This is a genomic window from Kitasatospora sp. NPDC002227 (assembly GCF_040296285.1).
Classification (GTDB): Bacteria; Actinomycetota; Actinomycetes; order Streptomycetales; family Streptomycetaceae; genus Kitasatospora.
This window is the reverse complement of the sequence record NZ_JBEOWY010000002.1, coordinates 132465-155785: the sequence shown is the minus strand read 5'-3', so window position 1 is coordinate 155785 and position 23321 is coordinate 132465. Positions and strand designations below refer to the sequence as shown.

23 protein-coding genes are annotated in these 23321 nt (G+C 73.5%); 11 read left to right on the top strand and 12 right to left on the bottom strand.

Annotation, left to right across the window (positions count from 1 at the left end):
- Positions 1-181: 181 nt before the first annotated feature.
- From ABT095_RS02610 to ABT095_RS02590, 5 genes are all read right to left on the bottom strand, one after another.
- A complete protein-coding gene (locus ABT095_RS02610; protein ID WP_350527406.1) occupies positions 182-1909 on the bottom strand; it encodes an ABC transporter family substrate-binding protein in 1728 nt (575 codons plus the stop codon).
- Between the two features lie 232 nt (positions 1910-2141).
- A complete protein-coding gene (locus tag ABT095_RS02605) occupies positions 2142-4490 on the bottom strand; it encodes a peptidoglycan binding domain-containing protein (protein ID WP_350527405.1) in 2349 nt (782 codons plus the stop codon).
- Positions 4491-4833: 343 nt separating this feature from the next.
- Positions 4834-5262 carry a DUF6113 family protein gene (locus tag ABT095_RS02600; RefSeq protein WP_350527404.1) on the bottom strand — a complete coding sequence of 143 codons (429 nt, stop codon included), beginning with the start codon at positions 5260-5262 and terminating at the stop codon, positions 4834-4836.
- Positions 5259-6140, bottom strand: a complete 882-nt coding sequence (gene mshB / locus ABT095_RS02595; protein WP_350527403.1) for an N-acetyl-1-D-myo-inositol-2-amino-2-deoxy-alpha-D-glucopyranoside deacetylase — start codon at positions 6138-6140, stop codon at positions 5259-5261. Before mshB ends, ABT095_RS02600 begins: the two co-directional genes overlap by 4 nt.
- Positions 6141-6167: 27 nt before the next feature.
- Positions 6168-6362 (bottom strand): DUF2304 family protein, encoded by a 195-nt coding sequence (locus tag ABT095_RS02590; RefSeq protein WP_350527402.1) that lies wholly within the window; start codon positions 6360-6362, stop codon positions 6168-6170.
- Positions 6363-6584: 222 nt separating this feature from the next.
- Between ABT095_RS02590 and ABT095_RS02585 the strand changes: the two genes are divergently transcribed.
- The 4 genes from ABT095_RS02585 to ABT095_RS02570 all read left to right on the top strand — a co-directional run bounded on the left by ABT095_RS02585 (position 6585) and on the right by ABT095_RS02570 (position 11730).
- Positions 6585-8699: a S9 family peptidase gene (locus ABT095_RS02585; protein ID WP_350527401.1), complete on the top strand. Its 2115-nt coding sequence runs from the start codon at positions 6585-6587 to the stop codon at positions 8697-8699.
- Positions 8700-8828: 129 nt separating this feature from the next.
- On the top strand, positions 8829-9770 hold the full coding sequence (locus ABT095_RS02580) for an ABC transporter ATP-binding protein (RefSeq protein WP_350527400.1): 942 nt from the start codon (positions 8829-8831) through the stop codon (positions 9768-9770).
- Complete coding sequence (locus tag ABT095_RS02575) at positions 9767-10489, top strand: ABC transporter permease (RefSeq protein WP_350527399.1); 723 nt, start codon at positions 9767-9769, stop codon at positions 10487-10489. The genes ABT095_RS02580 and ABT095_RS02575 overlap by 4 nt, the downstream gene beginning before the upstream one ends.
- Positions 10490-10497: 8 nt before the next feature.
- Entirely contained in the window at positions 10498-11730 is a 1233-nt protein-coding gene (locus tag ABT095_RS02570; RefSeq protein WP_350527398.1) for a sensor histidine kinase, read from the top strand.
- Positions 11731-11738: 8 nt separating this feature from the next.
- Here ABT095_RS02570 and ABT095_RS02565 read toward each other — a convergent pair whose 3' ends face one another.
- Entirely contained in the window at positions 11739-11882 is a 144-nt protein-coding gene (locus ABT095_RS02565; protein WP_350527397.1) for a hypothetical protein, read from the bottom strand.
- A 271-nt stretch (positions 11883-12153) separates the two neighbouring features.
- Between ABT095_RS02565 and ABT095_RS02560 the strand changes: the two genes are divergently transcribed.
- Positions 12154-12759 (top strand): response regulator, encoded by a 606-nt coding sequence (locus ABT095_RS02560; RefSeq protein ID WP_350527605.1) that lies wholly within the window; start codon positions 12154-12156, stop codon positions 12757-12759.
- A gap of 10 nt (positions 12760-12769) precedes the next feature.
- Here the strand turns inward: ABT095_RS02560 and ABT095_RS02555 are convergent, their stop codons facing one another.
- A complete protein-coding gene (locus ABT095_RS02555; RefSeq protein WP_350527396.1) occupies positions 12770-13639 on the bottom strand; it encodes a transglutaminase family protein in 870 nt (289 codons plus the stop codon).
- 47 nt (positions 13640-13686) lie between these two features.
- Entirely contained in the window at positions 13687-14697 is a 1011-nt protein-coding gene (locus tag ABT095_RS02550) for a GNAT family N-acetyltransferase (RefSeq protein ID WP_502884800.1), read from the bottom strand.
- A gap of 128 nt (positions 14698-14825) precedes the next feature.
- On the opposite strand from ABT095_RS02550, the gene fdxA reads away from it, so the two are divergent.
- Positions 14826-15149 (top strand): ferredoxin, encoded by a 324-nt coding sequence (fdxA, locus tag ABT095_RS02545; RefSeq protein ID WP_350527394.1) that lies wholly within the window; start codon positions 14826-14828, stop codon positions 15147-15149.
- A 17-nt stretch (positions 15150-15166) separates the two neighbouring features.
- Positions 15167-16318: a succinyldiaminopimelate transaminase gene (gene dapC, locus ABT095_RS02540; protein ID WP_350527393.1), complete on the top strand. Its 1152-nt coding sequence runs from the start codon at positions 15167-15169 to the stop codon at positions 16316-16318.
- Between the two features lie 219 nt (positions 16319-16537).
- On the opposite strand, the gene ABT095_RS38820 is transcribed toward dapC, so the two are convergent.
- Both ABT095_RS38820 and ABT095_RS02530 read right to left on the bottom strand, forming a co-directional pair.
- The gene (locus tag ABT095_RS38820; RefSeq protein WP_502884799.1) at positions 16538-17251 is read right to left on the bottom strand and encodes a hypothetical protein; all 714 of its coding nucleotides are present in this window, start codon (positions 17249-17251) and stop codon (positions 16538-16540) included.
- Positions 17252-17617: 366 nt separating this feature from the next.
- Positions 17618-18586, bottom strand: coding sequence for a hypothetical protein (locus ABT095_RS02530; RefSeq protein WP_350527392.1), 969 nt, complete (start codon positions 18584-18586; stop codon positions 17618-17620).
- A gap of 284 nt (positions 18587-18870) precedes the next feature.
- Between ABT095_RS02530 and dapE the strand changes: the two genes are divergently transcribed.
- Together dapE and ABT095_RS02520 are read left to right on the top strand one after the other, a co-directional pair.
- Entirely contained in the window at positions 18871-19944 is a 1074-nt protein-coding gene (dapE, locus tag ABT095_RS02525; protein WP_350527391.1) for a succinyl-diaminopimelate desuccinylase, read from the top strand.
- An 87-nt stretch (positions 19945-20031) separates the two neighbouring features.
- Complete coding sequence (locus ABT095_RS02520; protein WP_350527390.1) at positions 20032-20856, top strand: LOG family protein; 825 nt, start codon at positions 20032-20034, stop codon at positions 20854-20856.
- Positions 20857-20867: 11 nt separating this feature from the next.
- On the opposite strand, the gene folP is transcribed toward ABT095_RS02520, so the two are convergent.
- Positions 20868-21680, bottom strand: coding sequence for a dihydropteroate synthase (folP, locus tag ABT095_RS02515; protein WP_350527604.1), 813 nt, complete (start codon positions 21678-21680; stop codon positions 20868-20870).
- Positions 21681-21847: 167 nt separating this feature from the next.
- Between folP and ABT095_RS02510 the strand changes: the two genes are divergently transcribed.
- Both ABT095_RS02510 and ABT095_RS02505 read left to right on the top strand, forming a co-directional pair.
- Complete coding sequence (locus ABT095_RS02510) at positions 21848-22267, top strand: DivIVA domain-containing protein (RefSeq protein ID WP_350527389.1); 420 nt, start codon at positions 21848-21850, stop codon at positions 22265-22267.
- Entirely contained in the window at positions 22264-22836 is a 573-nt protein-coding gene (locus ABT095_RS02505; RefSeq protein WP_350527388.1) for a DNA-3-methyladenine glycosylase I, read from the top strand. Before ABT095_RS02510 ends, ABT095_RS02505 begins: the two co-directional genes overlap by 4 nt.
- A gap of 36 nt (positions 22837-22872) precedes the next feature.
- On the opposite strand, the gene ABT095_RS02500 is transcribed toward ABT095_RS02505, so the two are convergent.
- The gene (locus ABT095_RS02500; RefSeq protein ID WP_350527387.1) at positions 22873-23292 is read right to left on the bottom strand and encodes a VOC family protein; all 420 of its coding nucleotides are present in this window, start codon (positions 23290-23292) and stop codon (positions 22873-22875) included.
- Positions 23293-23321 lie beyond the last annotated feature (29 nt).

The window sequence follows — 23321 nt, the reverse complement described above, 5'->3', positions numbered from 1 at the left end:
TGCGGTTTTCGGGTGCATCGGAGGAAATTCCGGCGCTCCGAAGGTGGCGTGGACCATAATCAACCAGCCGCTTCTTACGGTGCCCCGGCTGGCAATTTCACGCCAGTGGCGAGTATTCGCCGTGTATTCCCCCGCTGCCGAGCCCCCCTCCCGCATCCGCTTCCGCCGACCCCCGGCCCCGCTACCGCTCGAACCCGACGTTCTCGTAGACGACGTCGGACAGACCGGGGGCGCCCAGATTGGCCACCGACTTGCGGACCCCGTAGACCGAGGGCCGCTGGTACAGCGGCACCAGCCCGGCGACCTGCCACGCCTCGGCGTCGGCGCGGTTGAGCGCGGCCGCCTCGGTCTCGGGGCTGTCGGCCGCAGCGGCGTCCGCCATCGCCTTGTCCAGCGCCGCGCTGCCGGTCTGGGCGTAGTTGGAGCCGGCCCCCTGCTGGTAGGTCGACGTCCCGTTGGTGGCGGGGAAGGGCGTGCCGAGCAGCGCGAAGACGGTCAGGTCGAACTGGTGCGGGTAGACGTACTTGCTGAAGAAGTCACCCGCGTCCACCGGGGTCACGTCGATCTTCACGCCGACCTTCGCCAGCATCGAGCTGATCAGCTTGCCCTCGTTGGCCGCCAGTGCGTTGCTGGCCGGCACGACGAAGGTGAGCTCCAGCGGCTTGCCGTCCTTGGTGCGCACCGCCCCGTCGCCGAGCTGCCAGCCGGCCGCCTGCAGGGCCTGGGCGGCGGCGTTCGGGTCGTACCGGCTCAGGCCGCCCGAGTTGTCCTGGTAGCCGTTCTGGCCGGGCACCAGGAAGTGGTTGTTCATCGGGGTGTAGGGCCAGTCGAGGCCGTCCAGGTCGGAGCGGGTGATGGTCTCGCGGTCGATCGCCTGGAAGAGCGCCCGGCGCACGGTCGCGTCGTCCATCGGCGGGCGCTTGGCGTTGAGCACCAGCTGGCGCAGGTTCGGCCCGCCCGAGCGGCGGGCCACGCCGTCCGGGGTGGCCAGGATCTTCTTGTACCCGGCCGCGTTGGGGCCGTTGTTGAAGAAGTCGACCTGGCCCTTGGCGAAGGCGTCCGCCATGTCCCCGGTGTTGACCGCCTTGAAGACGATCCGGTCGAGCAGCGGCTTGTCGCCCCACCAGGAGGGATCGGCCACCACGGTGACCGTACGGGCGTCCCGGTCCATCGTCTCGAGCTTGAACGGGCCGCCGGAGACGGGGATGTTGCCGGCGAACGCCGTGTTGAACAGCTCCGGGGTGCCGGCGTACGCGGCCGGGAGCAGCGGGGAGTTGGCGGCGTTGTTGAACATCGACTGCCACTCGGAGAACGGCGAGCTGAAGGTCATCACGGCCTGGCGGTCGTCCTTGCCGGGCTCGACGCTCTCGACCTGGTCGAAGCCGGTGGTCGAGCCGGTCCGGTACGCCTTGTCGGTGCCGTTCTGGGCCTGCCACGTGGCCTGCAGGTCGCGCCAGGTGATCGGCTTGCCGTCGGACCAGTGGGCGGCCGGGTTGAGCGTCCAGGTGACCACCTGCTTGCCGCCCTTGGTGCTCACCTCGACGGAGCTCAGGTAGGCCTTGTTGGGGGTCTGGGTGCCGCCGGCGTCGGAGCGCCAGAAGGTCGGCAGCAGGGACTTCATGACGTCGTTGGTGGAGGCCTCGGAGCCGTCCGCGTGCAGCGGGTTCCACTGGGTGGAGAACTGGTCGATGGCCCAGGTGAGGGTGCCGCCCTGGCGCAGCGCCGAGCGCGGGTGCGGGTTGGTGTCGGACTGGGTCATCCCGGGGGCGTCGTCACCCCGGCTGATCGCGGTGCCGTGGCCGGTCGGCCCGGTGGTGTCCCCCTCGCTCGCGCAGGAGCAGAGCGTCAGGGAGAGCGCGAGCGCCGAGACGGTGGCCGTCAGGGCGTGCGGGAGCCGGGACTTGGACAACGGGGGTTCTCCCTGCGGAGCGGGCGGGCCGACGCGCCGGTGGCCGACCGGCGTCGGTCGAAGTGGCTGACGCTGGCACATCCTGCTGACGGGGCTCCGGCTTGTCGACCGAGCGGCGATCAAGTCTTGGTAACACCGTCGGATTGTCCGGTTATGGCCCGCCAGTGGCGAGGATTGGCCAGTGGCCCCGGTGGTGCTCACGAGCACCGCCGGGGCCACTGGGCCGGGTCGGTCAGGCGGGGAAGCGGAAGGTCCGCTCCTTGGCCGTGGTGCCGCCCAGGACGGAGGCGATGCCGTCCGCCACGTCCTGCGGGGTGATCGGCGCCAGAGCACCGCTCTTCTTGGTCTTGGACTTGTCGAAGGTGCCCTTGAGCGCCTCGTTCAGCTTGTCCAGGTCCCACTTGAGGGCGAGCTTGCCGGTGGCGTCCGGGGCGATCGTCAGCGCGTTCGCCGCGGTGGTCTTGCCGAAGTCGAAGCGCCTCGTCCCGGCGTAGACCGCGACCGGCCCGGCCAGCACCTGCTTGCCGAGGCTGTCGGCGGCGGCCTGCAGGGCCTCCTGGCCGAACTTCGGCTGAGCCGCCGTCACCGGCACGGTCAGCACGGTGTCCTGCTTGCCCGCGGCGCGGTCGCGGTAGGCCTGCTCGACCTGGTCGAGGGCGGCGGCGCCGTCCACCTTCTGGCCGGGCTTGCCGGGCACGACCTCGGTCTGCCCGTCCGGGGTGAAGCGGACGAAGCCCTCCTGCAGGCCCTGCCCGGCCGAGCTGCCGAGCGCGTCCAGCGCGGCCTTCAGCTTGGCGCGGTCGACCTTGACCTCGGGGGCGACGGCCTTGCTGCCCCCGGCGATCGAGCTGATCACGTCCACCGGGTTGTAGCTGTGGGCGGTGAGCGAGTCCACGGTGGCCGTGGTGTCGAAGCTCAGCCCGGCGGTGGCCGGGTCGAGGTTCACGGTCTGCGCGCCGACCTTGAGCTTGATCGGCTGCTGGCCGATCTTGCCGACACTGCCGTCGAGCACGCTGACCGCCTGGTCACGCGCGTCGCCGCCGATGTCGGTGCCGAGCACGGTGGTGCCCTTGGGGATGTCCGCCTGGTTGAGCATCAGACCGGTGCCGTACGCGGCGGCCCCGGCGAACAGCAGGCCGCCGACGGCGTACGCCGCCAGCTTGGGTGCCTTGCTCGGGCGGCGCTTCGCGGCGGCGGGCTCGTCGTCGACGTCCGGGTCGGGCTCCGGGACGATCTCGACCGGCGGGGTGGCGCCGTTGCCGAGCGAGCCGGGGAAGGGCGGCGCGGGCTCGAAGGCGTGCTCGGCGAACCGGCCGCCACCCGTGGGCGACTTGGGCGCGGCCGTGCCGAACGGGTCGGCGGGCGCGGCGGTGCCGAACGGGTCCGCCGCGGGCGGGGCGGTGCGGGCCGCGGCGCCGAAGCGGTTCGCGGTGGGCAGGCCGGGTATGGCCGCGGTGTCCTCGCGGATCGGCTCGAAGCCGCCGATCTGGGTGTCCTCGGGCTCGCCCTGCGGGCCCTGCGGCATCCGCAGCTCGCGGGTGGCCTCGGCGCCCGGGCGGCCCTGGCCGCCGAACGGGTCGCCGCCGCCCTGCGGCCCCTGGGGCATCCGCAGCTCGCGGGTGGCCTCCGCGCCGGGGCGGCCCTGGGCGGCGAACGGGTCCCGCGCGGCCGGGCCGCCGGTGGCGAAGGGGTCGCCGCCGGGTCGGCCGCCCTGCTGGCCCGGGTAGGGGCTGCCGCCCTGCGGACCGTACGGGCCCCCCTGGCCGGGCCGGTTGCCCGGGCCGCCCTGCCCGGGCCGCTCGCCGGGGCCGCCGGCGAAAGCCTCGCGGCGGGGGGCGCCCTGGCCGTTCGGACCGCCCTGGCCGTTCGGACCGGCCGGGCGCTGGGTGGCGAACGGGTCGTTGCCGTACGGGTTGGTGGCCGCCGGCGGGGGAGTCTGCGGGAGCGGGTGGCTGCCGGTGTCGCCGCCGAACGGCGAGGCGGGAGCGCCGGTGGGCAGCGGGCCGCCCTGGGCGTTGCCCGGGCCCCCGGGCTGGCCGCCGCCGCCCTGGCCGCCGTTCTGCGCGGCGGGGCGCGGGGCCCCGGCGGCGGCCGGGACCGGACCGGCCTGGCTCTGGGTCTTCTGGCGCGGGCGGAACCACTCGCCGGTCGACTCCGAGGAGGAGGAAGCGGCGGTGGGCGCGGCGGCCTCGGTCTGCTGCCACTCGGCGGGCAGGTCCGGCGCGGGCGTCCGGTGGCCCGGGTCGACCATGCCGTGCACGGGGGAGGGGCCGGCGGAGGAGCGGTGCCGGGGGCCCGCGGGCTCGGCCGGGGGCTCCTCGTTCTTCTCGTTCTTCACGGTGGACCGCACCACGACCGGCGGGATCGGCCGCGAACCGGGGATGTTGATCCGCACCCGGGTGGTCAGCGTGGTCTCGGTCTTGGGCAGGTCCTCCTCCGGCGCGGAGCCCTGCGGGCCGCGGTCGGGCAGCCCGGTGCCGTACGGGGGGGTGCCGGAGGGGTACGCCTCCGGGCTGCCCTCGGGCCTGCGGCCACCCTGGCGGGGGGACGGGTACGCGCTGTCAGATTCGCGGCTGCTCAATGCTGCTCTGCTCCGGGTTCGCGGCCGCGCCGTGGGCGGCGACCGCGGGTTGTGGGGCGCCAGACCTCCTCGGCGGCGACTGCCACCGCGCGTGGAACCTGACGGGCCCCTCCGACACCAGCTCTCTCATTCGTGTGGGCGTGCGGCAGGCCGCCCGCCTCGCGATTGGGCTGAAGGTACCTGCTGTGCCTTCCTCCGCGCCCGCCGGGGCCGACTGTCGCGGCACCACCTTACTGGGAAGACCAGCACGGCGAACTGGTTCGGACAGATCCTGATACGTCCGACCCGTCCGGTATGAGCCTACGGGCCAAGGGCCCTGACTGCGCGTCGCCCCGGGCCGTGCTCAGCGCTCCGGGCCGGGCACGCCGAAGCCGAAGCCCGAGCGGGTCGGCAGCGTGGCGCAGATCACTCCGCCGACGGCGCCGAGGAAGAGGTAGCCGTAGGAGGTGAGGCTCGCCGACAGCACGAAATCGCCCTCCGGCCTGGGCGACATCAGCACCAGGAGCACCGCGAACCAGCCCGCCAGCGGCGCCCCGGCGCCCAGCTTGGTGCCGGTCACCCGAAGCCCGCCGTAGAAGACGCCCCACGACCCGGCCAGGGCGAGCAGCAGGCCGCCGGGGGCCCACAGCGTCTGCACGAAGCAGCCGGCCAGCGAGGCCGCCGCACCGAGCGCGAAGAACAGCACGTACGCCACGATCCGGCTCCCGCGCGGGGGCTGGGACTCGGCCAGCCGCTCGGAGCGGGTGCCGAGCAGGGCCGTCCAGGGAGTCATGCGCGAGCCTCCAGGCCTGCGAAGAGATCGGTCTCGGGCAGCTCCGGGCCCGGGGTGCCGCGGGCCAGCTGGTAGTACTCGGTGGCCAGCAGCGGCTGCCCGAGGTCGTTGCTCAGGGCGAAGGCCGTACCGGCCACCGTGATCTGGGTGGCGTGCGCCGCCATCGCGGCCGACTTGGCTCCCGCGTACGCCGTGCCGTCCACCACCGTGGTGATCACCTCGGGCTCCACCACGCCGGGCAGGTCGCCGAGCGCGGCGACACCGGGGAAGACGCCCTTGGCGGCGGCCAGGCCCGCCTCGACCACCGGGCGGGGCAGGCGGTTGTAGTAGACCTTGGCGATCCGCCAGGGAGCGCCGAGCTCGGGCCGGTAGGCCGGGTCGGCGGCCAGCTCGAAGGCGCGCAGCGCGACCCGGTGGGTCTGGATGTGGTCCGGGTGGCCGTAGCCGCCGCGCTCGTCGTAGGTGACCAGCACCTGGGGGCGGACCTCGCGGACCACCTCGACCAGGTGCGCGGCGGCCTCGTCCACCTCGGCCTGCCAGAAGCAGCCGGGCACGTCGTTCTCCGGGACACCCATCATCCCCGAGTCGCGGTAGCGGCCCCGGCCGCCGAGGAAGCGGTGGTCGGTGACGCCGAGCTCGCGCATCGCGGTGGCCAGCTCGCCGACCCGGTACGGCCCCAGGGTGTCCGTCCGATCGGCCGTCAGCTCGGCCAGCTCGGGCGGGATCACCTCGCCACCCTCGCCGAGGGTGCAGGTCACCAGCGTGACCAGGGCGCCCTCGGCGGCGTACCGCGCCATGGTGGCGCCGTTGTTGATCGACTCGTCGTCCGGGTGCGCGTGCACCAGGAGCAGGCGGCGGTGCGGCAGGTCGGCAGTCATGGACGGCAGCCTACCGACCGGGCCCGCTCAGAGCTTCAGACCATTGATCATCCCCGCGACGTTGCTGGTCACCTGCTGGATCGACGGCGCGATCGAGCTGGAGGCGAGGTAGAAGCCGAGCAGCGCGCAGACGACCGCGTGCGAGAGCTTCAGCCCGGAGCGGCGGATCATCACCACCACGATGACCAGCATCAGTACGGCTGCGGAGATCGTCATCGGCATGACGGTCACACTCCTTCGAACAGGACGTTCCGGGTCCGGATCGTCGAGACAACCAATACCCGATCAGTGAGGGTTGCATTACTTACCGTGAGGCCCGGTTCGCCGGAGTACGGGAGCGTCCAGGGGCGCGTACCTGGGCCGTAGGGCCGTCCGGGGGGCTGCGGGGCGGGATCTGACGGCTGCTCCGAACGAGTGAGCGGTCCGAGGCCTAAGGTCTTGGGCATGAGCACCGATACCCCCGCCGCCACCTTCCCCCGGCAGAGCGCCCGCACCCTGCGCTACACCGTGGGCGCGCCCCGGTCCTTCGCCGTCGCACCCGACGGCTCCCGGGTCGCCTTCCTCCGCTCCCGCTCGGGCACCGACCGGGCCAACCTGCTCTGGACCCTCGACCCCGCCACCGGCGAGGAGCGGGTGGCCGCCGACCCCGTCGCCCTGCTCGGCGGCGGCGAGGAGGACCTCTCGCCCGCCGAGAAGGCCCGCCGCGAGCGCAGCCGGGAGGGCTCGGCCGGCATCGTCGGCTACGCCCTCGACGCCTCCGGGAGTTTGGCCGTCTTCGCGCTCTCCGGCCGCCTGTTCACCACCGACCTGGTCACCGGCGCCGCCCGCGAGCTGCCCGCCGCCGGCCCGCTGGTCGACCCGCGCCCGGCGCCCGACGGCAGCCTGGTCGCGTACGCCAACACCGCCGGCGAGCTGCGGATCAGCCGCACCGACGGCACCGAGGACCGCGCGCTGGTCACCCCCGAGCGGGACGGCGTGATGTGGGGTCAGGCCGAGTTCATCGCCCAGGAGGAGATGGACCGCGACCGCGGCTACTGGTGGGCCCCCGGCAGCGACCGGCTGCTGGTCGCCCGGGTGGACGACGCGCCCGTCCAGCGCTGGTGGATCGCCGACCCGGCCAACCCCGGCACCACCCCCGCCGAGGTCGCCTACCCGCAGGCCGGCACCGCCAACGCCGAGGTCACCCTCTGGTCGGTCGGCCTGGACGGCTCCCGCGTCGAGGTCGTCTGGGACCGCGCCGCCTACCCGTACCTGGCCCGGGTGCACTGGTCCGGCAACGGCGCGCCGCTGCTGCTCGTCCAGGCCCGCGACCAGCGCTCGCAGCAGCTGCTCAACGTCGACCCGGCCACCGGCGCCACCGAGCTGCTGCTCGCCGAGCAGGACGACATCTGGCTGGAGCTGTTCGGCGGGGTGCCCGCCTGGACCCCGAACGGCGAGCTGGCCCGGATCAGCGACGAGGGCGGCGTGCGCGCCCTGGTGGTCGGCGAGCGCCGCGTCACCGACGAGAAGCTGCACCTGCGCTCGGTACTCGCGCTCACCGAGGAGGCCGTCTACTTCACCGCCTCCGCCGGCCCCGCCGACACCGAGCTGCCCCCGGGCTGGACCGGCGTCTTCCGCGCCGACGCCAAGGGCGTCGAGCCCTTCGGCCCCGAGGGCGCGGCCACCGCCGTGTTCGGCGGCGCCACCGCGGTCGTCTCCACCGTCTCGCCCGCCTACTCCGGCGCCGTCGCCCACGTGCTGCGCGACGGCGCCGAGGCGGCCGTCGTCACCTCCTACGCCCACACCCCACTGCTCACCGCCCGCCCCGAGTTCCGCTTCGCGGGCGAGCGGCGGATCCCCAGCGCCGTCTTCCTGCCCACCGGCTACGACCGCGAGCGCGACGGCCTGCTGCCCGTCCTGATGGACCCGTACGGCGGTCCGCACGGCCAGCGCGTGGTGCAGTCGCACAACCCGCACCTGACCTCGCAGTGGTTCGCCGACCAGGGCTTCGCCGTGGTCGTCGCGGACGGGCGCGGCACCCCCGGGCGCAGCCCCGAGTGGGAGAAGTCGATCGCCTTCGACTTCGCCGGGGCCACCCTGGACGACCAGGTCGAGGCACTGCAGGCGCTCGCCGAGGAGTTCCCGCTCGACCTCGGCCGGGTCGGCATCCGCGGCTGGTCCTACGGCGGCTACCTGGCCGCGCTGGCGGTGCTGCGCCGCCCGGACGTCTTCCACGCCGCCGTCTCCGGCGCGCCGGTCACCGACTTCGCGCTGTACGACACCCACTACACCGAGCGCTACCTCGGCCACCCGGCCGAGCGCCCCGAGGTGTACGAGGCCAACTCGCTCATCCCGCTGGCGGCCGGTCTCGAGCGGCCGCTGATGATCGTGCACGGCCTGGCCGACGACAACGTCGTCGCCGCGCACACCCTGCGGCTCTCCTCCGCCCTGCTCGCGGCCGGCCGCGCGCACACCGTGCTGCCGCTCTCCGGCGTCACGCACATGACCCCGCAGGAGCAGGTCGCGGAGAACCTGCTGCTGCTCCAGGTCGAGTTCTTGAAGGAGCACCTGAGCGCGTGATCTGACCGGCGTCGTGTCCTGGGTCTGACATTCGTCATACCGAGGACACGACGCCGCACACTGACGCCGCACACCCCCTCGGCGGGACTCTTGAGTGGTTGAACCGACCACGTGAGAGAGGACCGGGGGATGAGTACGGAAGAAGTCGCCGCCTTCCGGCAGGTGAGCAAGAGCTACGGCCAGGTGAAGGCCGTGAACGGTCTCGACCTGGTGCTGCGGCCCGGCGAGACGGTCGCGCTGCTCGGCCCCAACGGCGCCGGCAAGTCCAGCAGCCTCGACCTGCTGCTCGGCCTGCGCGAGCCCGACCAGGGCAGCGTCTCGCTGTTCGGCGGCACCCCGCGCGCCGCGATCGAGGCCGGCCGGGTCGGCGCGATGCTGCAGAGCGGCGGGCTGATGACGGACGTCAAGGTCCGCGAACTGGTCGCGCTGGCCTGCGCGGTGCATCCCCGCGGGCATGCCGTTCCGGACGTACTGCGCAGCGCGGGCATCGAGGAGCTCGCCGAGCGCCGGGTGGACAAGCTCTCCGGCGGCCAGGAGCAGCGGGTGCGCTTCGCCCTCGCCATCGCCGGGGCCAACGACCTGATCGTGCTCGACGAGCCGACCACCGGCATGGACGTCTCCGTCCGCCAGCAGTTCTGGGCCACCATGCGGGCCCAGGCCGACGCCGGGCGCACCGTCCTCTTCGCCACCCACTACCTGGAGGAGGCCGACTCCATCGCCGACCGGGTGCTCGTCCTGCACAAGGGCCGCCTGATCGCCGACGGCACCTCCGCCGAGATCAAGGCCAAGGCCGGCGCCCGCCGGATCACCTTCGAGCTGGAAGCCGGTTTCGTGGACGAGGCGGCGCTGCGCGCCCTGCCCGGCACGGTCAGCCTGGACGTCACCGGCCACGCGGACGGCGTCCGCACGGTGCGGATCCGCTCGACCGACGCCGACGCGGGCGTCGCGGGCCTCTACAAGGCCGGGCTCTACCCGCGCGGCCTGGAGGTCACCAGCCTGGGCCTGGAGCAGGCCTTCCTGACCATCACCGGCGAGGCCGACGACATCGAGAACGCGGAGCGTGCGCTGTGATCACGTTGATCAAGCTGGAGATCCTGCGCACCCTGCGCAACAAGCGGTACGTGCTCTTCACCGTGCTCTACCCGGCGCTGCTCTACGTCTTCTTCATCAGCGCCTACAACGGCGGCACGGTCTCCGGGGGAGTGCCGGCCAAGTCGTACTTCATGGTCTCGATGGCCACCTTCGGCGCGGTCGGCGCGGTGCTCACCGGCAGCGCGCAGCGGATCTCGCTGGAGCGCAAGACCGGCTGGGTGCGGCAGCTGCGGCTCACCGCACTGCCCGGGCGGGCGTACACCGTGGCCAAGATCGCGGCCTGCGCCGTGACCACGCTGCCCGCGATCCTGGTGGTCTTCGTGATCGGCGCCTTCGAGGGCGTGTCGCTGAGCGCCGCGCAGTGGCTGGGCCTGGGGCTGGCGCTCTGGCTGGGCAGCTTCGTCTTCGCGGCCCTGGGCGTCGCCCTCGGGTACGCGGCCCAGCCGGACGCGGTGCAGCCGATCGTGATGATCACCTACATGCTGATGGCGCTGTTCGGCGGCACCTGGTTCCCGGTCGGCGACTCGCTCAAGAAGTTCGCCCAGTTCAACCCGGTCTACCTCTACAACCAGCTGGCCACCTTCATCCGCCCCGGCCAGTCGCTCGACCTCGCCGCCGTGGCCGGCCTGGGCGGCTTCCTCGCCCTGTTCGTCGGTGCCGCGGCCTACCTGTACCGCAAGGACACGCGGCAGGCATGATGATCGACATGTCCTCGTCGCAGCCTTCGATCCCCAGCTCCGCCGACTCCGGGTCGGCGGGGCGGGGCGGCTTCCTGACCTCGCCCGGGCAGCCGGTGGAGAACCGCCGCCAGCTGGTGGTGAAGCTGGCCTGGATGTCGATCTGGATGCTCTACCTGCTCTACCCGCTCGCCGACCTGACGAGTGGTGAGCACTCCACCCCCGCCGTGGTGGCCGGGTCGATCGCCCTGGGCGGCTTCCTGCTGGCGTACCTGAGCCTGATCGTGGTCCGCTCGGTCAAGCCCGCGCAGTGGCCCGGCGGGTACGTCATCATCGGAGTGCTGATCGCGGTGGCGCTGGCCACCGCCTTCGGGCTCGGCGAGGCCTGGCTGACGCTCTTCACCTACTGCTCGGTCTGCACCGGCGTGGCGCTGCCGTCCCGGTACGGGATGCCCGGCGTGCTCGCGGTGACGGTCCTGGCGGCCGCCACCGGGTTCCTGATCCGGGCCGACGGCGTCACCATGCTGTCGATCGTGCTGCCCTGCTTCCTCGGCGGCCTCGCCATGACCGGCCTGCAGCGGCTCATCGTCACCATGCGGGAGCTGCGCGAGGCCCGGGCCGCCGTGGCACACCTGGCCGCCGCCGAGGAGCGGCTGCGCCTGGCCCGTGACCTGCACGACCTGCTCGGGCACTCGCTCTCGCTGATCACGCTCAAGAGCGAGCTGGCCGGGCGCCTGATGGACCAGAGTCAGAGCGAGGCGGCCCGGGCCCAGATCGCCGACATCGAGTCCGTAGCCCGGCAGTCCCTGGTCGACGTCCGCGAGGCCGTCGGCGGCTACCGCCGCCCCACCCTGCCGGTCGAACTCGCCGCCGCCCGCACCGCACTGAGCGCCGCCCAGGTCACCCTGGAGGCCGACCCGGCGGTGGCCGACGGCCGCCCCGGCCTCGGCAACGAAGAAGCCGGCGCCCTCGCCTGGGCCCTGCGCGAGGCCGTCACCAACATCGTCCGCCACGGCGAGGGAGCAACCACCTGCCACGTCGGCCTGGACGAGACCTGGGAGGGCGAGGGCGAGCGCTACGCCGTCCTGGAGATCTCCGACAACGGCCGCGGCCCCGGCAAGTCCACCCCCGGCAACGGGCTTTCGGGCCTGCAGGAGCGCCTGGCCCTGGTCGGCGGACGCCTGGAGACCGGCCCGGGCCCACGCGGCAAGGGCTTCAAGCTCCGGGCACTCGTACCCTTGCGGACGATCAGCGGGTCATGACCGGGCGGCTACCGTCGGCTCAGCAGGGCCACGACGGTGCTTCCGCCCGCGGTGGCCGTGGTGATGAGCCATGCCGGGATGCGCTGGATGGTCAAGTGCACCCCGCCGATGCGGAGTTCGACGGCCGGCTGGCTGTCAGACTTCTGGGTCATGGCTTGCCCCTCCTCTGGCTACGGATGGACGCTAGAGGCGGCGCCGGGTTTCCGGTAGGGGCGTTGGCCGAACTGATCGGGTTCCAGCGGTGTTTGGTTTCAGTGTGAGAACACATTGAGCAGAGCATGAAGAAATTCTCGACCGCGGATGCCCGTGAATGCTTCGGAAGTGACCGGGGATTTTCGCGGGCAGGGCCCATGGTTCGGGCCGGGTCCCGGGCGGGGGCTGGGTGTTGCCTAGGCTGACGGCATGACAGACGAGAAGCCGGAGATGGTGCGGGTCCTGCTCGCTGAGGACCAGGGCATGGTCCGGGAGGCGCTGGCCGCGCTGCTCGGGCTCGAAGGGGACATCGACGTGGTCGCCCAGGTCGGGCGGGGGGACGAAGTCGCGGACGCCGTGGTGGCGAACGGCGTGCAGGTCGCGGTGCTGGACATCGAGATGCCCGGGATGACCGGGATCGACGCGGCGGCGGAGGTGCGGCGGCGCAGCCCGGGGACGAAGGTGGTCATCGCGACCACCTTCGGGCGGCCCGGGTACCTGCGGCGGGCGATGGAGGCGGGGGCGGACGGCTTCCTGGTGAAGGACGCTCCGGCTTCGGAGCTGGCGCAGGCGATCCGGCGGGTGCTGCGGGGCGAGCGCGTCATCGACCCGACGCTCGCGGCCGCCGCCCTCGCCGAGGGGGCCAACCCCCTGACGGCCCGCGAGCGCGACATGCTCGCCGCAGCGGCCGACGGCGCGGTCAACGCCGACATCGCCCGCCGGCTCCACCTCTCCGAGGGCACCGTCCGCAACTACCTCTCGATGGCGATCCAGAAGACCGCCGCCCGCAACCGCGCGGAGGCCGTCCGGATCGCGAGGGAGAAGGGCTGGCTGTAGGGGTGCTGGGTCAGTTCAGCCGGTGCCGCGCGGCCCGCGCGTCCTGGCGGACCTTGGTAGCGGTCTCCGGGTCGAAGGCGTCGAGGATCTCCGCGTAGGCGTCCATCTCGGCTGCGCCGGAGAGGAAGTCGCCGGTGCGGACGAGGAGTTCGGCGCGTTCGAGGCGGAGTTGGGCGGGGTGGCGGGGGAGGAGGAGGGAGAGTTCGGTGGCCCAGAGCTGGGTGCGGGCGTGTTCGGGGCGGTCGGTGGCCCAGCTGCGGATGTTGCCGAGCACCCGTAGGACGATGTCCAGCGGCTGGGCCGGGGTGAGCAGTTCGGGCGAGAAGTGGTGGCCGGTCCGAAGGACCAGTTCGCCGACGTCGTCCAGGTCGAGGAGGCGGCCCCCGTGGTACGGGTCGGCCAGGACGTACTCGTTCCCCGCCTCGGGCCCGCCCACCGCGACGATGAAGTGGCCCGGCAGGGCCACGCCGTGCACGGTCAGCCCGGCCCGCGCGGCCACCGCCGTCCAGACCAGCGAGAGCAGGATCGGCAGCCCGCGGCGGCGCCGGAGCACGTCCGGCAGCAGCGAGGACTCCAGCCGCCGGTAGTCCGCCGGCCGCCCGTGGAACCGCTCCCGGCCGCCGAGCACGGCGGCGAGCAGCGCGGCGGTCTCCTCGGGCGTGCCCGGGGTCCGCTCCGCGACGGCCAGCCGGACGGCCGCCGCGTGCCGGTCGATCGCCGCCTGGCAGGCCGCCAGCAACTCCTCCAGGCTCGGCGGCGGTTCGCCGCCGGGCTCTTCGGCGAGCGTGTGCTCGGCGGCGGCCAGCAGGCAGAGCAGCACCGCGTCCGGGTGCTCGGCCCTGGCCTCGGTACGGAATCGTGCTCTGCTCTGCTCGGTCACAGCAGCCTTCGGTATCTGTCCGGTGGTTCGCTACTACAGCACTACCGCTACCGCTGGGGAAGACGGGCGTAGTGGTAAGTGTGACTGGTCGTGAAGCCGAGTCGGCCGTAGAGGGCGAGCGCGGCGGTGTTGTCCTCCTCGACCTGCAGGTAGGCGCCGGTGGCGCCCTCCTCGGCGGCGCGGGCGGCCAGGACGGCCGTCATGGCGGTGGCCAGGCCCTGGCGGCGGGCCTCGGGGGCCGTCTCCAGGGCGCCGAAGTGGACCCAGGGCCCGTCGACCACGCAGCGGCCGATCGCCAGCGGCGCGCCGCCCCCGGGGGCGGGGACGGTGGCGAACCAGACGGAGGGGCCGCCGTGCAGCAGCTCCCGGGCCGCGGCCTCGGCCTCGGGGCCGCCGCCGACCCGGTGGTAGCGCTCGAACCAGCTCTCGCTCGCCGTCCGGGAGAGCCGCACCCGCTCGTGGCCGCTCCCGGCGCGGACCAGTGGAGCGAGTGGGGCGGTCAGCACCTTGGCGGGAGTCAGCCGCTCGGGGTCGAGGGCCGCGGCGACCGCCGGGTCGGTGCCCGGGAAGGTCACCTCGACCAGCGCGGGCAGCCCGCGCTCCGCGTACCACTCGCCGACGGCGGCCAGCGCCTCCGGCACCGGGAGCCCTGGGTCGCCGAGCGCCTGGCAGGAGTTGGCGCGGCTGGTGAAACCGGCGCTGGCCCGCAGCAGCCAATCGCCGAGTCGTGCCTGGTCACGGGCGGGCCAGGCCCGGGTGGCGACCCGCTGAAGGGCCGTCGGGTCCGTTTCGGGAAGGGGTGCCCGACGGGCCGGGAAGAGAGGTACGGTCTTGGCAGCGATCATCAGCTCAGCGGGGAAGGAGACAGGTTCACCGGCGCGCGGAATCACCGTGACCTGACACGCGTCGTCCCAGGATGCGAGCACTCCGATCACATCGCGGTACACCGGCCGGCCTGCGACGACCTCGGACACGCGCCGGACGGAGACCCGTCGTCCCACGTCGGAGCGGTCTATCCGGACCTCCGGACGGCCGCCTCCCGGGGCTTCGCCGATCATCTGGGGCACCTCCTGTGCATTCGCGGTCTCTGACCCGCGATACTAGGGGCGGGCATCGACGACGCCGCGCGCACCCGCGCACGCATCAAACAGTTTGGGCACTTGCCCTTTCGAGGAGGAACGACAGCGTGACCTACGTCATCGCGCAGCCTTGTGTCGACGTCAAGGACAAGGCGTGCATCGAAGAGTGCCCGGTCGACTGCATCTACGAGGGGCAGCGCTCTCTCTACATCCACCCGGATGAGTGTGTCGACTGCGGGGCGTGCGAGCCGGTCTGCCCGGTCGAGGCCATCTTCTACGAGGACGACACCCCGGAGGAGTGGAAGGACTACTACAAGGCGAACGTCGAGTTCTTCGACGACCTCGGTTCGCCCGGTGGTGCCTCCAAGCTCGGCATGATCGAGCGCGACCACCCGTTCATCGCGGCGCTCCCGCCGCAGGCCGGCGAGTGATCGGCAGACACTCGGCTGTGAGCACCAACGAAGCTCAGCGCGCGCCGCTCCCGGGCCACCCGGGGGCGGCGCGCCGCGTATCGGACCTGTTGCCCGTCTTCCCGTGGGACAAGCTGGAGCCGTACAAGGCCACCGCGCTCGCCCACCCGGGCGGGCTCTGCGACTTCTCCGTCGGCACCCCGGTCGACTCCGTCCCGGAGGTGATCCAGAAGGCGCTGGCCGCCGCCACGGACACCCCCGGCTACCCGACGGTCTGGGGGCCGCTGGAGCTGCGCCAGGCCATCGCCGGCTGGCTGCACCGGCGCCTGGGCGCCGAGATCGGCCCGGAGGCCGTGCTGCCCACGGTCGGCTCCAAGGAGCTGGTCGCCTGGCTGCCCGGCCAGCTCGGCCTCGGCCCGGGGGACCAGGTGGCCTACCCGCGCCTGGCGTACCCCACCTACGAGGTCGGCGCGCGGCTGTGCGGCGCCGAGCCGGTGGCCTACGACGACGTGTCGGAGCTGGATCCGTCCCGGGTCCGCCTGCTCTGGGTCAATTCGCCCTCCAACCCGACCGGTCGGGTGCTCGACGCCGCCGAGCTGCGGCGGGCGGTCGAGTGGGCGCGGGAGCACCGGGTGCTGCTGGTCAGCGACGAGTGCTACCTCGAGCTCGGCTGGGAGGCCGACCCGGTCTCGGTGCTGCACCCCTCGGTGTGCGGCGGGGACCACGAGGGCCTGCTGGTCGTGCACTCGCTCTCCAAGCGCTCCAACCTGGCCGGCTACCGCGCCTCCTTCGTGGCCGGTGACGGCGTGGTCGTCCGCGAGCTGCTGGAGATCCGCAAGCACGGCGGAATGATCGTTCCGGCGCCGGTCCAGGCCGCCACCGTCGCGGCCCTGGGCGACGACGCGCACGTGGCCGAGCAGCGCGAGCGGTACGCCGCCCGCCGGGCGGCGCTGCGGGGCGCTCTGGAGGCCTACGGCTTCCGGATCGAGCACTCCGAGGCCAGCCTCTACCTGTGGGCCACTCAGGACCGGCCCTGCTGGGAGACGGTGGCCGAGCTGGCCGCCCTCGGCATCCTGGTCGCCCCGGGCGACTTCTACGGCCCGGCGGGCGCGCAGCACGTCCGGGTGGCGTTCACGGCCACGGACGAGCGGGTCGCCGCCGCGGTCGAGAGGCTCTCGCAGGCGCGGTAGCACCCTCCGGAGCCCGGGGAGCCGTAGGCAGCCGGGCAACAACAACGGGGGCGCGAGGAACTGCGCGACCAGCCACCCACCGGGCGGTTGCTCGCGCAGCCTTCCTCGCGCCCCTCTTGGATGCGTGCTGCCAGGGGCGCCAGCTGCGCTGGTGCGGGCCGGTGGACTCCCGCTTTCGCGCAGTTCCTCGCGCCCCCGAGCAGGCAGTGCAACTGACTGTCAGCCGCCGAGCCCGCCGAGGCCGAGCACGCCGGCGCCCTTCAGCACCTGGGCCAGCGAGTCGACCGGGCTGCCGCCGCCCATCGCGGGGAGGCCGCCGAGGCGGTGCTCGTCGCCGTGGGCGCCGGTCAGCGAGCCGAGGGTGTCGCCGCCCGGCAGGGACTTGGTGGGCAGGCCGCCGGCGAGCGGGCCGGTGGGCAGGGCGTGGGTCAGCCCGGCGGTCGGCAGGGCGCCGGTCAGGCTGCCGAGCGGGTTGCTCGCGGTGGCCGAGCGCTGGCCGGAGACGGGGGTGAGCTTGGAGGTGAGCGCCGGGCCGGCCCGGTCCACCAGGCGGGGCGCGACGGTGGTCGCGATGTTCGCCAGGGTGCCGGTGGTCGCGGCGGTCTTGGCGGCGGGCCCGGTGATCCCGCCCAGCGCCTTGTCGGCGTTGGGCAGCGCGGCGGCGACGGTGTGCCCGGTGGCGTCGGCGGTGGCCGGCACGCCCGTGGCCACGGTGGTCGCGGCGGTGGCTCCGGTCGACTGCCCGAGCTCGTGGGTGGCTCCCTGCACCGTCGCGGCCGGGTCCGGCGCGTCGGCCTGGGTGATGCCGGAGGCCAGGTCACCCTGCGGCACCAGGTCAAGGGCGGACGCCGACCCGGCGGCGAGCAGCGGAGAGGCTCCGGCCGCGACGAGCAGTGCCGCCTGGGCGATCCGGCGCGAGAGGGGGAGGGACATGGTGCTCCTATAAGAGTGAGGTCGCCCCGTCCGGTCGTGCACGGGGGTCGTCCGCACGGGCGGACGACTGATTACCGCTGGAGCAGCCAGAAGGTTTCGGGCCGAAAGGGTAAAGCGCTGCTAAAGATCAGACGATCCTTTTTCCGGCAAGCCGGACATTTCCCTCCTTTCGCGACGGCCTGAGGAAACGTCACTCCCCTTGGGGCGGAAGGGCAAGGCCGACCCCCGCCCGGTCCGCCCGCGAGGGGCCCGCCGAAGGGTCCCGTCGTCCACGTACGTTGACCGGAATCACCCGTCGGACGGTACCTCGGACACCAGTCCGTCAACCCGGACTATGCCACCGGCGGGTCTTCCGGCCGGCCCGCCCTACCGCTTCGCGGGCGGTGCGCCGAGGGTGACCAGCACCTGCTGGTCCGAGCTGCTCGGCTGGGGCTTCCAGCCGTCGGCCGGCCGGTCGAAGCGCCAGACCTTGCCGTCGTAGGCCACCGCGCCGATGCCGAGGTCCGGCGCGTGCGCCACCGCCCACTGGGCGGCCGCCCAGCCGCCCTGGCGGCGGGCGTCCGGGCCGCCGTCGGTGCCGGTGGCGGGCTGCGGGGTGACGGCGAGCACCGTACGCGGGTCCGCCGCGGCCTTGGCGGCGGGCGCCACCGTCACCGAGCGGCCGAACTCGCGCTGCACCCGGGCCGACACGTCCGGGGCGGCCGCCGCGGGCGCGGCGGCGGCCTGGTCGCCGGGCGCGGCGACCGGATCGGTCCAGAAGGCGTGCACCACGCAGTTGAGCGCCGAGCCCTCGCGGCCGGCGAAGACGGAGGCGAGCAGCGTCGCGTTGCCCTCGTGCTTGGCGTAGGCCTGCGGGTAGCCGGACTTCTGCACGGCCTGGGCCGCGTCGGTGAGCGGCAGCCGGGCGTAGCCGGGCACCTTCACCAGGCCGTCCAGGAACTTGTTGGTCGCGTAGACCGGGTCCTTGATCTGCTGGGCGGTGCCCCAGCCCTGCGAGGGGCGCTGCTGGAAGAGGCCGACCGAGTCGCGGTCGCCGCCGTCCAGGTTGCGCAGCTTGGACTCCTGCATCGAGGTCGCCAGCGCGATGGCCGCCGCCCGCTCGGGCAGGCCCCGGGAGAGGGTCACGGCGGTGATGGTGGCGGCGTTCTGCGCCTGGGCGAGGTCGAGGTTGCCCTGGCCGGCCGCGGTGGTGACCTTGCAGCCCTCCGGCAGCGAGGCGGAGTCGTCGCGGTTCAGGTACCAGTAGCCGCCCCCGCCCGCGAGCGCCAGCACGACCACCCCGGCCAGCACGGCCTTCCAGGGCCGCCGGCGCGCACCCTCCTCGAACTGCTCCACCGCACTCCCTTTCCTCGCCTCGGTGCCCGCACACCGTACCTACTCGGACGGTTGTACGGGGAGCCCGGTTGCGGTGGCGGACCCCCGGAGGGCGGCGGACGCCCCCGTCAGGGCTTGCCTTCCGGATCACGCCGGGTGGGCGCCGCCGGGGCACGCACCTCGCCGGCTTCTCGTCGGTCGCCGATGCTCCGCATGGACTCCCTCCTCGGCGCCGCCGATGCACGCACCCCAACGACGCCCACTGACCGACGTGATCCGGAAGGCAAGCCCTAGGCTGGGGCACCATGAGCAGCATCGACACACCCCTTGACCTGACCCTCGACGGCGGTGCGCTGACCGCCCGGCTCGTGGACTTCCCCTCCGTCAGCGGTGACGAGCAGGCCCTCGCGGACGCGGTGGAGACCGCGCTGCGCGCCTACCCGCACCTGCGGGTGGACCGGTACGGCAACAACGTGGTGGCCCGCACCGGGCTGGGCCGGGCCGAGCGGGTGCTGATCGCCGGCCACCTGGACACCGTGCCGATCGCCGACAACGTGCCGCACCACATCGAGGGCGACCTGCTCTACGGCTGCGGCGCCTCGGACATGAAGTCCGGTGTGGCGGTGGCGCTGCGGCTCGCGGCCGGGCTGACCGAGCCGAACCACGACATCACGTACGTGTTCTACGACTGCGAGGAGATCGAGGCCTCCCGCAACGGCCTGGGCCACCTGGCCACCGCCCACCCGGACTGGCTGGCCGCGGACTTCGCGATCCTGATGGAGCCGAGCGGCGCCATGGTCGAGGGCGGCTGCCAGGGCACCATGCGGGCGCAGATCACCCTCACCGGAACCCGCGCCCACGCGGCCCGCAGCTGGCTGGGTGACAACGCGATCCACCACGCGGCCGAGGTGCTCGGCCTGCTGGCCGCCTACCAGGCCCGGGAGGTGGAGATCGACGGGCTGAAGTACCACGAGGGGCTCAACGCGGTGCGGGTCGACGGCGGTGTGGCGGGCAACGTCATCCCCGACGAGTGCGTCGTCACCGTCAACTTCCGCTTCGCGCCGGACCGCAGCGTGGCCGACGCCGAGGCACACCTGCGTGAGGTCTTCGAGGGCTTCAAGCTGGAGATCACCGACTCCGCCCCCGGCGCCCTGCCCGGCCTCGGCCAGCCGGCCGCCCAGGCCTTCCTGGCCGCCACCGGCGGCCAGGCCCGTGCCAAGTTCGGCTGGACCGACGTGGCCCGCTTCAGCGCCCTGGGCGTACCGGCCGTCAACTACGGCCCCGGCGACCCGGACCTCGCCCACAAGCGCAACGAGTACTGCTCGCTCGCCGCGATCGCCCTGGTGGAGGAGCGCCTGCGGGCCTGGCTCACCGACTGAGCCCGCGCCCGCCGGGCTCCTGACCGTCACCTCGCGTTCGTCCGGATATTGCCGGAAATCGGCCCGTCCCAGGCGTAGGGTTCCGTCATGACAGGCACTGGAGACGAAACGCGTAACGACCGTGCCCAGGAGGGCTTCGAGGGCTTCGCGCCGGAGCCGGGCGATCGCAAGCGGGCCTGGCCGGAGAAGCAGAAGGGGCCCGTGCTGCTCCGGCGGGACCAGGTCGGCACCAGCACCACCGACCAGCGGCTGCTGGACACGACGGGCCCCACCGACTGGCTCCACACCGACCCGTGGCGGGTCTGGCGGATCACCTCCGAGTTCGTCGAGGGCTTCGGCGCCCTCGCCGAACTCCCCACCGCGATCAGCGTGTTCGGCTCGGCCCGGACGGCGGTGAACTCCACCGAGTACGCCGCCGGGGTGGCCATCGGCCGGGCGCTGGCCGAGGCCGGGTACGCGGTGATCACCGGCGGCGGCCCCGGCGCGATGGAGGCCGCCAACCGCGGCGCCTCCGACGCCGGCGGCCTGTCGGTCGGGCTCGGCATCGAGCTGCCCTTCGAGCAGGGGCTCAACGAGTTCGTCGACCTCGGGCTGAACTTCCGTTACTTCTTCGTCCGCAAGACGATGTTCGTGAAGTACTCCCAGGGCTTCGTGGTGCTGCCCGGGGGCCTCGGCACCCTGGACGAGCTGTTCGAGGCGCTCACGCTCGTCCAGACCAAGAAGGTCACCAGGTTCCCGGTGATCCTCTTCGGCACCGAGTACTGGGGCGGCCTGGTCGAGTGGATCAAGGGCACGCTGGTCGCCCAGGGCAAGGCCTCGCCGGCCGACCTGGAGCTGTTCCACGTGACCGACGAGGTGGACGAGGTGCTGCGCATCCTGGAGGAGAGCCGCCGCCCCAACGGCGAGATCTGATCCGCTCCTCGCTACGCCAGCCCCCGGCGGGCGACCGCCGGGGGCCGGGTGCCGCGGATCGAGGCGACCATGTCGAGCACCTGCCGCGTCTCGGCGACCTGGTGCACCCGGTAGACCTGTGCGCCGAGCCAGGCCGAGACGGCGGTGGTGGCCAGCGTGCCGAGCAGGCGCTCGTTCACCGGCTTGTCGAGGGTCTCGCCGACGAAGTCCTTGTTGGAGAGCGAGACCAGCACCGGGAAGCCGGTGGCCGTCATCTCCGGCAGCCGCCGGGTGGCCTCCAGCGAGTGCCGGGTGTTCTTGCCGAAGTCGTGGCCCGGGTCGATGATCAGCGCGTCCCGGCGCACCCCGAGCGAGGCGGCCCGCTCGGCCAGCCCCACGGTGACGTCCAGGATGTCGGCCATCACGTCCGGGTAGCTCACCCGGTGCGGCCTGGTCCGGGGCTCGGCGCCGCCCGCGTGGGTGCAGACCAGCCCCACGTCGTACCGGGCGGCCACCTCGGCCAGCTTCGGGTCCACCCCGCCCCAGGCGTCGTTGAGCAGGTCGGCGCCGACTTCGCAGACGGCCTCGCCGACCTCGTGCCGCCAGGTGTCCACGCTGATCACCACGCCCGGGTGGCGCTTGCGCAGCTCCGCCACGAAGGGCACCGTCCGCCGCAGCTCCTCCTCGACCGTGACCTCCTCGCCCGGCCCGGCCTTCACCCCGCCGATGTCCAGGATGCCCGCGCCTTCGGCCACCGCCTTGTCCGCGGCGGCGAAGGCGGCTTCGTCGGCGAAGGTCGCGCCCTGGTCGAAGAACGAGTCGGGGGTGCGGTTGACGATGGCCATGATCACCAACTCGTCGTCACCGAACTCCAGCGGGCCCAGACGCAGTGCCACCGGTCTCTCCTCCACAGCTCCCCCGGGTGCAATGATGGGCCCCGGCCGTATGCAGGGACCATGCTCGCATCCCCGGGGCCGACCGGAGTGGCGGGCAGCCAGCAGGAGGACAGCACGTGTTCTGGGTGATCGTGGCCGCGATGGCCGTGGTGGTCGGCGGTACCGCTCTGGTGGCGCTCGGCGGCGGCACGGTGCTGCCCGAGACGGTGCACGACCGGATCGCCGCGCGCCTGCCCCAGGACCGCCCGCTGGGCCGCGCCGACGTGGACGAGCTGCGGCTGCCGATGGCGCTGCGCGGCTACCGGATGGACGAGGTGGACGACGTGCTCGACCGCCTCGGTGTGGAGCTGGCCCGCCGGGACGAGCGGATCGCCGAGCTGGAGGCGGCCGCCGCCGTCCGCGGCGCGGTCGAGGCCACCGGGCCCGCCGGGTCGCAGCCGCTGCCCGGCCTGGAGGACTTCGCCCAGGTGGTCAGTGTGGAGAAGGAGCCCGTCGTCGGGCGGCCCGCCGTCGACACGCCCGAGCAGCGGCAGTGACCGGCGCCGTCCCGGGCACCGACGGCGTGCCGCGCTGCGGCTGGGGCAACTCCGCCGAGGACTACCGCGAGTACCACGACACCGAGTGGGGCCGCCCCGTCCACGGCGACCGGGAGCTGTTCGAGCGGATCTCGCTGGAGGCCTTCCAGTCCGGCCTGTCGTGGATCACCATCCTGCGCCGCCGGGAGGGCTTCCGGGCCGCCTTCGCGGGCTTCGACATCGCGGCGGTGGCCGCCTTCGGGCCGGCCGACGAGGAGCGCCTGCTCCAGGACGCCGGGATCATCCGCAACCGCGCCAAGATCTCCGCGACCGTCGCCAACGCCAAGGCCGCCGCGGCCCTGGCCCCCGGCGAGCTGGACGCCCTGGTCTGGCGCCACGCCCCCGACCCGGCCGGCCGCCCGGCGCCCCGGACGATGGCCGACGTCCCGGCCGTCACCGCCGAGTCCACCGCCCTGGCCAAGGAGCTCAAGAAGCACGGCTTCCGCTTCGTCGGCCCCACCACCGCCTACGCCCTGATGCAGGCCTGCGGCCTGGTCAACGACCACCTGGCCGACTGCGCGGCCCGCTAGGCCTCTCCGGGCCTTCCTAGGCCTTCCTAGGCCTTCCTAGGCCTTCCAGGGCCGCGAGCAGAGCACCAGGCGGTACCCGTCGGGGTCGGCCACCGTCACGCCGTAGGTGTCCCAGTACGGGTTGTGCGCCGCCACGCGGGTGCCGCCGGCCGCGACCAGGCGCTCGACCAGCGCATCGTCCACCGGCCGCCCGAGGTACACCACGAACAGGTCGTCCACCGTCGGCGTGGGCTCCAGCGGGCGCTCCGGATCGTGCGTCAGCTCGAAGTGCCACGACCCGCCCGGCAGGCCGACCATCACCAGGTCGTGCTCCCCGGGCACCCGCTCCTCGGTGCGCCACAGCACGGACAGCCCGAGCCCGTCCACGTAGAACCGCTCGGCGGCCGCGAGATCCCGCGAGGGCCGGGCCAGCCGGACGTGGGTGTCCGCGCCGATCGGGTGCTGGTCAGCAGTCATGACCGGGACCTTACCGGCGCGGACGGACA